This window comes from Caballeronia sp. SL1002 (genome assembly GCF_057814995.1).
The window spans coordinates 541,721-553,723 of the sequence record NZ_JBYMUW010000001.1; the positions used below are offsets into that span (position 1 = coordinate 541,721).

Sequence of the window (12,003 nt, forward strand, 5' to 3'; positions counted from 1 at the left end):
AAGAAGTGACTGCAACAGCGGGACGGACGCTGCGTGGACTCCACGCGGCGGGGGACGTCTCGCGCCATTCCACGAGAAAAGAGGAGCATCAGATGCGCATGGACTTGAAATACATCGCGCTGGCCGCGGCCGCTGCCGCGCTCGGTTCGACCAGCGTGAGCGCATTCGTGCAGGCGCAGGATGTGAAGATCGGTTTCGCCGCACCGCTGACCGGCGGCCAAGCGCATTACGGCGAGGACTTCCGCAGCGGTGTAACGCTGGCGATTGAAGATTTCAACGCGACCAAGCCGGTGATCGGCGGCAAGCCCGTGCACTTCGTGCTCGACGCCGCCGACGACCAGGCCGATCCGCGCACCGGCACGACCGTCGCGCAGAAACTGGTCGACGACGGGGTGGCCGCCGTGATTGGCCACTTCAACTCAGGCACCAGCATTCCGGCCGCGCCGATCTACGCCAAGGCCGGCATTCCGGAACTCGCGACGGCCACCGCGCCGGCCTACACGGCTCAAGGTTTCGCGACTACGTTCCGCCTCGTCACGTCGGATTCGCAACAAGGCGGCGTGCTCGGCACCTACGCGGTGAAGGATCTGAAGTTCAAGCGCTTCGCGATTGTCGACGACCGCACCGCCTACGGCCAGGGCGTGGCCGAAGAATTCGCGAAGGCCGTGAAAGCGGCGGGCGGCACGGTGGTGGCGCAAGAATTCACCAACGACAAAGCGGTCGACTTCCGCGCGATTTTGACCCACATCAAACAGTCGGACGCCGACGCGATTTTCTACGGCGGCGCGGATACGCAAGCCGCGCCGTTCCTCAAGCAAATGCGTTCACTGGCCATCAAGAGCACGCTGATTGGACCGGACATGATTCACTCGGACGAACTGCTGAAGATCGCAGGTCCGGCGGCGGAGGGCGCGCTGGCATCTTCGGGTGGCAGTCCGCTCGACAAGATGCCGGGCGGCAAGGCGTATGTGGACCGTTACACGAAGCGTTTCGGCAACCCGGTCGAACTTTATTCGCCGTACGCGTATGACGGCACCACGGCAGTGTTGAACGCGATGAAGAAGGCCGATTCGGTCGAACCTAAGGTCTATCTGCCGGTGCTGAAGGCTACGCAGATGAAGGGCGTGACCACCAACGAACTCGCCTACGACGATCGCGGCGATCTGAAATACGGCGGCGTGACGGTCTACAAGGTATCCGGCGGCAAGTGGACCGCGCTGCAAACCGTCGGCACGAAGTAATGCCTGCTTAACGGAAAGGGTACAGGTGGGCCTGGTCCCAGGCCGCGGCGCGGGCGAGCGATTGCAACTCCTCCTTCGATTGTGGTGCGCCGATTTCCCGAGTCTCATGGTTGCACATGGGGCTCGTTTTTTTCCGATTGCTCGTTAAGAACCTGGGGACGTAGAAGTACCTCACGGATAGACAGCGTCGGCGTCCGCTCTGACTTGAGCGTTTGAGGTCCGTTGATTAAGGGAAGCAGCCGCTCGAATGACCATTTAAGGATGGTCATGAACGCCACAAGTTGGCCGAACGCGGAACTTCGCGGCGGGAACAAGTCCGGTCGCGCGACGATCGTGGCCTATACGTCCGTCTGTAGCCCGTACGATTTGCGGATGTGAGCTCCTATCGCTTCGGGGGGCGCTTCGCCACCACATCATCGCCAGAGCGAGTGCTGGGGTCAGGCTGAACATGGTTTGTTTCCTGCCACGGTGACTCCCTTCGTTGATCAGTCGCTCAGCCAATTCTCTAGCTTAACGCCCGGATAGTGCTTTCCAACACTTTGTATGGGACGCGAATACCCGGTTCGTCCGCCGGAAAGTCCTTCGTATTGCGCGAAACGAGCAACATCGAATGTACCTGCGCCGTTGCCCAAGTGACCGCGTCAGGAAGACGAATCCGCCTTGCTTTGCGGATTTCGACCGCCCGATTGGCTATGGCACTGTCAAGCGTAATAACGTCGAACGTGCCTAGCCACCCCCGAATCGATCCCTCGTCCTCGGAAGACGCGCCTACAAGGACCTCCATCCACGTGATCGTGCTGATGGCACGGTATTCATACCGCCCCAACTCCTTCTTCGCGGCGCTTATGCCGCCGAGATAGTCGATGAGGATATTCGTGTCAAACAGCGCTTTCACCATTCGGAGCGAAGCTCCTGCTGGTACGTCAGACCATCGACCTTTTTGGTTTTCCACAGGCCGAACACGTCCGTGCCAAGGGTGCGTTTGCGTTGTGCAATGTAGGCCTCGATGGCGTCACGAATCACTGCCGCGCGCGGACGTTGCTCTGCTTCCACAATCGCAGCCAAGTCATCGACCTGTGAATCCGGTAGGTCAACCAAGATTCTGCTCATTGCGACACCTCCGTGTAATGATATACATATCATATATCGCCGGTAGGTTTAAAACAAGCGTTACCGATTTCCCAGCGGGGATCGACGCGTAACCCTGTCGACCCAGCATTCTTTTTCGTCCAGCCGAAAGACGCCCGAAATGCCGCGTCTTTCGGCCGCGCAAGAACCAGCTTCCTGCTCAATATGCTCCTGCCGGTCCGGGCAGGCGTGCCCGACTTGCAGCGGTTCATAGCGCGCCGGCGTAGTAGGCGCGGCTTCGCTGCCTTGACCAGACCCTTCTCACGCAACACTGGTTTCGTCAACGATCCACTCGCTAGCGACGGGTCGGTGAATACGAGAAACGATCAGAACGCCACCTCAGGCGTCCAACGAACTTAACGAGGCTTGGTTTGAAACAGTCGTCCGCTGCATTGCCGTCCATCCGCCTTTCCGCTGCAACAGCCTTGACCGTCGCCGTACTTGCAGCATGCGGCGGTGGCTCGGGTTCCTCAGACTCGAACAGCGCGGGAGGCTCGAACAACACAGGGATCCAGAGCGGCTCGACGCCCGCGTCGCAAAAAGCGAGCTTCCTGCCACCGGCATCCACGGACCAGAGCGTTGGGGCCGCGGGCGACCCCGTGGGCGAGGAAAGGGGCTCTGTTTCGACAGGTTCGATGATGGCAAAGAGACTGGTATCTGATGTTGCATGGCGTTCAAATAAGGCTAGAAGTTCAGGGCGCAATCCATCGCCCCGTTGAGTTGCGAGCGCGTGAAGCGAGAGAAACGGCAACATGGTTGAACAAACGCGCGTATCGACGCCGCGCGTCACTATCTCGAAGCCACCGCCCTGCCGCTGCGCGACATTGCGCGCCGCTGCGGCTTCGACAATACCGAAGGTTTCCGGCGCATCTTCCAGCGACGCCTGCAGATCAATCCCGCCGACTATCGCGAGCGTTTCCGCTCGAGCAACGGATCGCCGGACGCAGGCGCGAGTCAAAAGTTGGTTGCTCTGCGCCAGGAAACAGACCGGGTGGACGGAAGTGAAAGTGCGCTTCACGATGGCGCCGCCGCCCGGACGCAAGATGTCGCGACCGTAGGCGACCCGCACCCCATGCCGACGTCGAACCCGATTTACCGCAATTTCGGCGGAAGCCGATAACGGCATCCGCGTCCCGCTAAGTCCGTGTAAGCCGCCATTGTCGCGGACGTTAGCGGTCGAACTCCTTCGTCTGTTCCGCCTCTTCGAACATCTTGCCAAAGCCGGTGGGAACAAGGATGAGAGACCTGTCGGCCGGATCGTGTTTCTCAACCAGCGCGAACGCCTCCGAAATAATCTCTTAGGCGTTCGTGTTCGCTCTGAGCGTAGCATTCGACCAGTCGTCAACTAAAGTCGCAGCCTCCGTTTGCCGATAAACCGGCGGACTAGCATCCAGCAACGGTGGCGACCTACATGAAAAGCAAAAGAAAACAGCAGCACAACTCGATACGTTCCGGCGGATAGAAGCCGAGTACGGGCACCTTACTAAGCTGCCGAGCGAAGATGCGTGGAGGGGGTCCCGTGATGACATCTAGATCCGTGTGGGAGCCAGGTCGTCGTCGTTGGCAACGAGCAACCCCGTCGCAAGCTCTACGCGCCATCCAATCGTAGTCGGCTTGATTACGACACACTTCGCGGCCTGACCGACGGTCGCGTCAGACGCGCGACGCAATGCAGGCCGGTTTAATTCGTAGCCGAACTGAGCCCCGCGCAGCGCCTACTCGCTGATCAAGCGAAGGGACGGATAGTAAGGACTATCCGACCCTTCATTTGCGGACACTGGCCCTAATTTATGAAATCTCACGGAAGAGGGCGGTCAAATTTGGTGAGAGGGACGGCGCGATGGGCACTGGCGCGAACGCGCATGGGAAGGCTCCACGCATGCGAAGCGTGCGAGACGCCGCTGCGCCGAGTTCTGAGTCCCGCGACCGCCGGTGGACGCGCTAGCAAGGCACGTGGGGCTCGGCGTCCGTTGGAGCTCGACGAGGGCGATCCATCAGCCAAGATCCGGCAGAACGCCTATAATCTGTGGGCAAATTGCCGACGGAGGCTCCAATGACAATTGTTCCGTTTAAACCAACTGGCTCGAACGATCCGCGGAGGGCGGAGTTCAATGTCCTGGAGCAACTGCTCAACGCCAGGGTTCAGTCCGGTGCAGACCTTGCGGAGATAGCGAATGCCCGCGTGGACGTTGCCGTGATCGACCGGCTGTCAGCGCGCGGCCTGAAGGGGGACGAACTCTCCTTCATCATCCCGCGCCGCACGCTGACGCATCGGCGCCAGCACCACGAGCGGTTATCGACTGACGAGTCCGACAAGGCGATCCGGCTCGCAAAGATCCTCGCTCAAGCCGAATCGACTTTCGGTGACCCGGGCAAGGCGATGGCCTGGCTCAGGGCCGCTCAAGTGCGCCTTGCCGGAAAATCGGCACTCGATATGGCTAGCAGCGAGCACGGGGCACGTCTCGTGGAAGAAGCTCTTGTCCAGATCGACGAAGGCTATTTCGCCTGATGGTCCTTTGGCGAATCAGCAACAACGCTGATCTCAAAGGGACAGGCGGCCTCCGCGCGCCGGGGCGCTGGCATTTCGCGGGACGGCCCATCATCTACCTGGCGGAACACCCGGCATTGGCGCTGCTTGAAATTCTTGTACACATGGAGATCGCCAGCATCGGCCAGTTGCCTGATGGCTACCAGCTGTTGCGCGTTCAGATAGACGAGGAGGTTACCGTCGCTGAGATTATGGACGCTGATGTCCCGGCGGACTGGCGGCAAAATCCCGACTGGTCGCGCGGCGCAGGCACGGAATGGCTGCAGGGAGAAACGAGCACTTTGCTGAAGGTACCGAGCGCGGTCGTCCCTTTCGCCCACAACTTTTTGCTTAACCCGGCCCACCCCGCCGCTAACGCCGTACGGATTGTTGAAGCACTCCACGTCAGGCACGACGACCGGATTCTGAAGCTTCTGGCACGCGGCTGATTTGTCGCTTTCGCCGCCCGTGATCAGACTTTTCCGTTGTTCGCTAGACGTCGCGGCGAAACAACGCCGTTACTGACAGTCGCGACAGCGTTCATTGCGCCGACCGCCTTGACTCTGCGGATGTCCAGTTAGCATTGGGCTACCACTCGCGGTAAGCGAGGATTAGCATTCGAATTCGCCGCCGGATATGAAACAAGATAAAACTGAAACAGTCACGTTATTCGACACGGCTGAGTCCCAAGACCCACTGCCGAGTCCGCACACCAGAGAGGTAGAGGTCGCCTTCAACGAGGGACGGAATTTTCAAAAGGCGTTCGAGGAAACGATCGCGAACTTCATCGCGCGAGCTGGCGACACCCCGAAAAACCGGCGGACCGCAGCGGCCCTGTTTTGGGAGTTTGTCGAACAGCATCTGGCAGTGCCGGCCGTCCGGCTGAAGGTGCGAATTTACAGGCGCTTTGGAGATTCGCCGTTCCCAAACGAACCCAGCCGACTTTTCGGAATCGGAGAAATATCCATGCTCGTCGTCTGCTCGGACGAAGTGGTGCAAATGGCGATCGATGACAAATGGCACGATCCCGAGCTCAGCCGCGCGAAGCTGCACAAGCTGATCCGCGAGGCGCCCGGCGAGAGAGCCGCGAGATCCCCAAAGGCAAGAACATGAGTCGCTACGAAATCCACCAAGTCGAGGAAGCAATCAACTATTGGCGCGCACGGCAACAGGCAGGCGAGGACGCAGCGCTCTGTCCTCGTGCGCGTGTTCTCGCAAATGTGTACGGGAAGCTGATTTTCGAAGGCGCGGGAAGCGTCGATGCCCGGGGCCTGTCGCCGGAGCAAAACGAAGCGCTTAACCTCGCGCTCTCGCAAGGTGAGCTGCCGCTCTAACATCTCGCGCCCGGGAGTGGGTAGGTTAGGTGACCGCTGGCCTTGACACACGCATTTCCCCGGCACAATGAAGTTGTTCCTTGCCTGTCGAAGGGGCATTTAACCGAAAAGGACTCGAAAAGCAGATGCGGCGGCCGACTCAATCACAGGCGAAACTATTAGAGCAACTCGACCGTGGGTATTCGATTGAGGAAGTCGCGGCACGGCTTGGAGAGAGCGTACTCGCGGCGCGGCGCCAGGTCGCGCGGATAAAAAAACGCGTGCGGGAGGGAAAGCTCGCGCCCTCGCCCCTGCCCATCGAGCACGCCGCACGTGAGCCGCGAATCTATCTGGCAGGCTTCGACGTGTTCCGCACGGACGCGCGTGAGCACGGCGAGCATTTGAAGCAACTCTGCCGAGAACGCGGTTTCGTTGGTCTCTATCCGCTTGATGGTGACGTGCCCGCTTCGCTCCAGCGCGAAGACGCGGCTCATTGGATCTACCGCGCTAACGTCGAGGCGATCCGGTCGGCCGATCTCGTCATGGCAAACATCAATGACTTTCGTGGTCCAGGTGAACCCGACAGCGGGACCGCTTTCGAAATCGGTTTTGCCGTCGCGCTTGGAAAACCAGTATTCGGGTATCGGTCGAGCGCCGAACCCTTGATTGAGCGCGTTTCGCGGAAGCCGTCGGCGGTCGGGCAGCCTGCGCTTTGCGCCGGAGGATATGTGATCGAAGACTTCGGCGCGAGTGTGAACCTGATGATTTCCGCTTCGACCAAGCTTATTTTTGGCGGTCCGGCTGAATGTCTTGATGCGATAACGACCACGTGGGTGTCTGAAGGCACCCTCTCTTTGGTGACTGGTTTGGCGAAGCGGTAGCTTCGTGGGGATTGGGAATGCGCGATTTCAGTATATCGAATTTCAATAGTTTGGACATCTGGCTTACATCCCCCGAGGATGCCTACCTCCAATGGCAACGCGTCGAAGCAACGGGTGCCGATCGGCGCGCATTTTCAGATCAGTCGGTGATCCAGCACTGCGCAATGTTTTCCCGTTTCAACGATTACTTGATCGCCCACCGGTTGACCGTGGCCACCTTCGGTGCAGACCACGTCGAGGGTTTCTTCGCAACGTCGGGACGAGACTGGGCGACTGGAACGACGACCCGTCTGCGCTACCTCAAGTTGATCGATCGACTCACGCGACATTTGATCGCGCTAAATCTGCGGAAGGACAATCCCGCCGAGCAGATGCTGGTGCGAGAAAGCTGGCCGGAGGATGAACCAATACCGGTGTATCTGTCCGAGGCCGACGACTTGCGTCTGCAGGACTCGTTGCGCGCGACCGAGTACGAGTCGTTCAAGGCGTTGCGAAACGCCGCGATCGTCGCCCTCTTTCTGGCGTCAGGCATTACGGCGGCCGAACTCCGGACCGCGCAGGTCGATGACCTCGATGTCGGCGACGACCGCCCGACCATATACGTGCAAAAGCATGGGCCGCGCATTGCGCGCAGGGTTCCGATCGACGACTTCGCAGGAGCAACACTGCGCGCGTTTCACAGCGCCCGGCAAGAAATGCAATGTCCGACCAACTGGCTTTTTCAAGCGACCGCTGGCGGGAAACCGATGAAGCCTGACACGCTGGGAATCTGCGTCCGAGCGGCGCTTCACAGCGCCGATATCTCGGCCGCCGACGAAAGTCCACGATTGCTGCGTAACACCTATGCTCGCCGGCACCTCAATACGGGAAAGACCAACGAACAAGTTAGCAACCTGCTTGGCTTGTCGAGTCACCGTACAGCCACTCGCTTGCGGCAGACGATCGACGTCAGTTCAACATGAGACGATCACGTCCGCGTTCGGCCCAGATTGTGTCAAAACGCCATTTTGCCGCGTTAAAATGGTTCATCCGATAGCGGAGGGTGAGCGAGATGAAGCGGTTCGTTCAAGGCAACAGTCGTACGCAAAGCTTTTCTCCTCCCCGAAGCACTTGACGACTACGTGACGGACACCAATCCCGTGCGCGTAGTCGATGTTTTTGTAGATGAACTTGATCTTCAGAAGCTCGGGTTTGAAGGTGTCGAACCAGCGTTGACTGGTCGGCCCTCGTACCACCCCGAGGTGATGCTCAAGATCTATATCTACGGTTACCTGAACCGTATTCAATCTAGCCGTCGCCTTGAACGCGAGGCCCAGCGCAACGTCGAACTGATGTGGCTGACCGGCCGCCTGGCACCGGACTTCAAAACCATTGCGCGGTTCCGTAAAGACAACGGCAAAGCAATCCGCAGCGTCTGTCGTCAGTTCGTCATGCTGTGCCAGCGTCTTGACCTGTTCGCCGAAGCGTTCGTTGCGATAGACGGCAGCAAGTTCAAGGCGGTGAACCATCGCGACCGCAACTTCAGGAGCGCCAAGCTCGAACGACGCATGCGCGACATCGAATCAAGTATCGCCCGCTATCTCGAAGCAATGGATACAGCGGATCGTCAGGAGCCTGCAATCGCGAAGGCCAGAACAGAGCGACTACAGGACAAGATGTCGAGCACCCGTTCGGCACGATCAAGGCATGGATGGGCGCCACTCATTTCCTGACACGGACCATCGGGCGGGTGAGCACGGAGATGAGCTTGCACGTGCTGGCGTACAACATGAAGCGCGTGATCAAGCTGCTCGGTTCAGAAGCGGTTATGAAGGCGATGCGGGCGTGAAGCCCGCGCGGGCTTGTTGAGCGTTAGTGACGTGCGCGGCTGTGATTTGACGTTCGGCTTGCCGCAGTCGACAAGCGGCGATCCGCGCCGGGACAGGTTTCGTCAATTCCCAGCGACTACGTGTTTTGACACGCTCTTGGCCAACATGCGACGGTCGTCGCCGTTCGGTCGGAGACCGTCAGGCGGCTGTAGGGCATCGGTTAGCCGCCTCCTGATGTTCAACTGCATAACTGACCGCCATCGATTGCGGTCGACTGGTTCTCAGTGTCGTCTGCGATGGGCCGGACATCAGCAGTCGGAAAGAGCTGTTCTAGCCCTAGAAACGCACGCCGACGCCCGCCTCGATGATGTCCGCGTCGCGGTCGTAGCGCGTGACCATGCGATTCCACGTGACGCGCGCGAGCCAGCAGTCCGTGAACCGGTAGCTCGCCGATACCGAGACGAGACCAGAAAAGCGTCCGTCGCCGGTGCGGTTTTGCGGCAAATCGTCGTTTTGTGTGATCGACAGATACGGGCCGATGCCGACGCCTAACGTGAGCCTGTCGTCGACGAAGGCGCGCGTCGCCCAGAGCTGCGCGGCGACGCCATCGCGGCGCGACTGCACTTGGCCGCCTTCATGCAGGTACGAGGCGGTGAAATCGACGTAGTGCCACAACCCGCGCCGATACTCGATGCTTTCCGCGAGATTCGATTCCGAATCCGGGCTGTTCAGGATCGTCGTGCCTAGCATCACTGTGACTTCGTTACTCGTGACGTTCGTCGTGCGCGACGGCGGCCGCGCGCGCGGCCCCAGGCCGTCGGGCGCGTCGAGCTGATAGCCGATGCCGAGAAGCAGCGTGGTCGTATCCGGACCGCCGTTCGCCTGCACGCGATTGAGCTTCACCTCCGCGAGCCAGCGGTTGTCGAAGTAGTACGCGCCGCGCAGCGAAAACAGGCCGCCCCAGCCGTGCGTGTTCGAATAGTCGCCACCCAGTTGCGCCTGCTTGGTGTCGAACCAGCGATACGGCCCCGCGCCCGCCGACAATTCCAGCCGGTTGTTCCAGAGCGGCAGCCGTCCCCAGAACTGCACGGCCTGGCCGTCGCGGTGATGATCGGGAATATGGCCTTCATTCAGCCACGAGAAACTCCACGCGGCGTAGCGGCCGAGCCCCTCGCGATAGGTCCCTTCCCAGGAATATGTGTTGTTGCTGCTGCTCTTGAGCGCGCCGGCAAGAACCGAAAATTCCTGCGCGTGTGCCGACGCGCTGGCAACAACGAGCGCGGCACAGACTATGGCGCGCACGGCGGCTTTGCGATGGCATTCTTCTCTAGCCTTGGTCATGGCGCGCAGGTTCAGAACTGGAATTCCTCGTGAATTGCTAGAGGCATTTATCGCGCAGATTACCGGTTTGGTCCATTGTTTGCAGGATCTTTTTCAATCTGCGGTCAACACCGCACCGAAGCATCGTGGGAATGACCGAAGTAAGCCGTAATCGCCAGTGCTGGCTCGCCGTGATGAACGGCGGTAGAGGGTCGACGTCTGCCCGACGCGGACCGATCAGTCGCGGGTCACCGCGCCAGGTCGATGTCGGACCGGGTTCGGCCAAAATGCGACGTTCACGCACGCAAGTAGAACCGTCAACAATCGGCTGAAAATGCTCGATGGCCTTTTCAATTTCGCGAGGTACACCGATCCAGTCGATTACAGAGAGGCCCGATTTGCTGCATTGACTCCGTAACTCTATGACGCAGTAGTATCAGGCCCTTAACACAAGAAAAGCCCGGTTAAGACTAATCGGGCTTTTCTTTTTCTGCACGACGTTAGCGAGGCACTGCCTGTGCGTCCGCGTCGGTCAGGGTATTCAGGAACGCCACCACATCGCGGATATCCGAGCCCGACCAGACCGGTTTGCCGCCCACGTGATTCGTCAGCGGCGCCGTCTTGACATCCACGTTACTGCGCAGACTCTTCGGCAGATCGTCGAACTTCACGACGTGCCCGTGCGCGTCTTTCGGATACCACTTCGCCGGGTTCGTGTCGCGCTCAACATAGAAGCGCATCGAATCTTCAAGCGTATGGAACATACCATTGTGGAAGAACACACCTCGCGTGGCGACGTTGCGAAGCGTAGGCGTACGGAACATTCCACAGAACCATTTCTGTTGCTTCGCCTGGTCTTCACGCAGCGGCCCACATAATCCCATGTCGAAGAAATTCGGATCGCGGTTGGCCGGAATGTCCTTGTTGCGTGGCACGCCCAGCGTCTGGAAGTTGTAATCCGTCAATGCCGGATGCGAGCCATGAGCGCCTTTGTTGATCAGATGGCAGCTTGCGCAGTTGCCCTGGTCCGGGTCGCTGAACAGCGTCAATCCGTGCGCTTCCTGTGGCGTGAGTTTGTCCTTGCCGTCGAGCACGCGGTCGAACTTGCTGGAGTACGGCGCGAACGACGGATCATTAAACTGGAATGCCTGCAATACCTTTCCGAGGTCTGCCAGCGCTTCTGCCGGTCGCGAGAAAACGTCCTGGCCGAATGCTTCCCGTAACTGCTGTGCGTAGGTGCTTTTGCTCAGCTTCTTCGCCACGTCATCCGCATTAGCGTTTGCCATTTCATCCGGATTGAGCAGGGGAAATGCAGCCTGCTCTGCAGGGGTATTGTAGCGCCCATCCCAGGTGTATCCGCCAATGGGCTGATTGTCGCCGTCCTCCAGGCGCTCTTTCAGGCTATTTGCCTGCGTGAACGTCCAGTAAGGCACAGAACGCAGATAGCGCAGCGACGGTACCGAGCGCAGTCCGCCTCGATCCATGTTTGGACCACCTAACTGGACAGCCAGACCATTCGGTGGCCCGTAGGCATTCGTGGGGCTGTGACAGGACGCACATGACTGCTTGCCGGAAGCCGACAGCGACGGATCGAAGAACGCCGCCTTGCCGATAGCTACCAGATCAGTAGCACCCGCTCTAACCGGAGATGTCGCTTGAGCGTCCAGCGCATGTTTGCCGCATGCGGACAGAAGGGAAATGCAAAGGGCCGTCGCGAGAACAGCCCTTGAAGGATATTGGCGCATGACTCATCAAGAAAACAGCCCGGTTCGAACAGAGAACCGG

At 59.6% G+C, this 12,003-nt stretch carries 13 protein-coding genes and 1 pseudogene; 10 read left to right on the forward strand and 4 right to left on the reverse strand.

Annotation, left to right across the window (positions count from 1 at the left end; genetic code table 11):
* Positions 1–92 precede the first annotated feature (92 nt).
* Positions 93–1,241, forward strand: coding sequence for a branched-chain amino acid ABC transporter substrate-binding protein (locus AC3D25_RS02620; protein WP_488886921.1), 1,149 nt, complete (start codon positions 93–95; stop codon positions 1,239–1,241).
* Between the two features lie 505 nt (positions 1,242–1,746).
* Here AC3D25_RS02620 and AC3D25_RS02625 read toward each other — a convergent pair.
* Together AC3D25_RS02625 and AC3D25_RS02630 are read right to left on the reverse strand one after the other, a co-directional pair.
* Entirely contained in the window at positions 1,747–2,139 is a 393-nt protein-coding gene (locus AC3D25_RS02625; RefSeq protein ID WP_488886922.1) for a type II toxin-antitoxin system VapC family toxin, read from the reverse strand.
* Positions 2,133–2,351, reverse strand: a complete 219-nt coding sequence (locus AC3D25_RS02630; protein WP_309788797.1) for a ribbon-helix-helix protein, CopG family — start codon at positions 2,349–2,351, stop codon at positions 2,133–2,135. Before AC3D25_RS02630 ends, AC3D25_RS02625 begins: the two co-directional genes overlap by 7 nt.
* 841 nt (positions 2,352–3,192) lie before the next feature.
* Between AC3D25_RS02630 and AC3D25_RS02635 the strand changes: the two genes are divergently transcribed.
* The 9 genes and pseudogenes from AC3D25_RS02635 (at position 3,193) to AC3D25_RS02675 (ending at position 8,918) form a co-directional block, all read left to right on the forward strand.
* The gene (locus tag AC3D25_RS02635; protein ID WP_488886994.1) at positions 3,193–3,489 is read left to right on the forward strand and encodes a hypothetical protein; all 297 of its coding nucleotides are present in this window, start codon (positions 3,193–3,195) and stop codon (positions 3,487–3,489) included.
* 933 nt (positions 3,490–4,422) lie between these two features.
* Complete coding sequence (locus AC3D25_RS02640; RefSeq protein ID WP_488886923.1) at positions 4,423–4,878, forward strand: Xre family toxin-antitoxin system antitoxin; 456 nt, start codon at positions 4,423–4,425, stop codon at positions 4,876–4,878.
* Positions 4,875–5,345 (forward strand): RES family NAD+ phosphorylase, encoded by a 471-nt coding sequence (locus tag AC3D25_RS02645; protein WP_488886995.1) that lies wholly within the window; start codon positions 4,875–4,877, stop codon positions 5,343–5,345. The genes AC3D25_RS02640 and AC3D25_RS02645 overlap by 4 nt, the downstream gene beginning before the upstream one ends.
* Positions 5,346–5,532: 187 nt before the next feature.
* Positions 5,533–6,009, forward strand: coding sequence for a hypothetical protein (locus AC3D25_RS02650; RefSeq protein ID WP_488886924.1), 477 nt, complete (start codon positions 5,533–5,535; stop codon positions 6,007–6,009).
* On the forward strand, positions 6,006–6,230 hold the full coding sequence (locus AC3D25_RS02655) for a DUF3717 domain-containing protein (protein WP_488886925.1): 225 nt from the start codon (positions 6,006–6,008) through the stop codon (positions 6,228–6,230). The genes AC3D25_RS02650 and AC3D25_RS02655 overlap by 4 nt, the downstream gene beginning before the upstream one ends.
* Before the next feature lie 80 nt (positions 6,231–6,310).
* Positions 6,311–7,090, forward strand: coding sequence for a nucleoside 2-deoxyribosyltransferase (locus AC3D25_RS02660; RefSeq protein ID WP_488886926.1), 780 nt, complete (start codon positions 6,311–6,313; stop codon positions 7,088–7,090).
* A gap of 17 nt (positions 7,091–7,107) precedes the next feature.
* Positions 7,108–8,052 carry a tyrosine-type recombinase/integrase gene (locus AC3D25_RS02665; RefSeq protein WP_488886927.1) on the forward strand — a complete coding sequence of 315 codons (945 nt, stop codon included), beginning with the start codon at positions 7,108–7,110 and terminating at the stop codon, positions 8,050–8,052.
* Positions 8,053–8,141: 89 nt separating this feature from the next.
* Positions 8,142–8,760, forward strand: a pseudogene (locus AC3D25_RS02670) (transposase); the annotation flags it as partial.
* 20 nt (positions 8,761–8,780) lie between these two features.
* Complete coding sequence (locus tag AC3D25_RS02675) at positions 8,781–8,918, forward strand: hypothetical protein (RefSeq protein WP_488886928.1); 138 nt, start codon at positions 8,781–8,783, stop codon at positions 8,916–8,918.
* Between the two features lie 316 nt (positions 8,919–9,234).
* On the opposite strand, the gene AC3D25_RS02680 is transcribed toward AC3D25_RS02675, so the two are convergent.
* Together AC3D25_RS02680 and AC3D25_RS02685 are read right to left on the reverse strand one after the other, a co-directional pair.
* The gene (locus AC3D25_RS02680) at positions 9,235–10,239 is read right to left on the reverse strand and encodes a hypothetical protein (RefSeq protein ID WP_488886929.1); all 1,005 of its coding nucleotides are present in this window, start codon (positions 10,237–10,239) and stop codon (positions 9,235–9,237) included.
* Between the two features lie 479 nt (positions 10,240–10,718).
* Positions 10,719–11,963 (reverse strand): cytochrome-c peroxidase, encoded by a 1,245-nt coding sequence (locus AC3D25_RS02685; RefSeq protein ID WP_488886930.1) that lies wholly within the window; start codon positions 11,961–11,963, stop codon positions 10,719–10,721.
* Positions 11,964–12,003 lie beyond the last annotated feature (40 nt).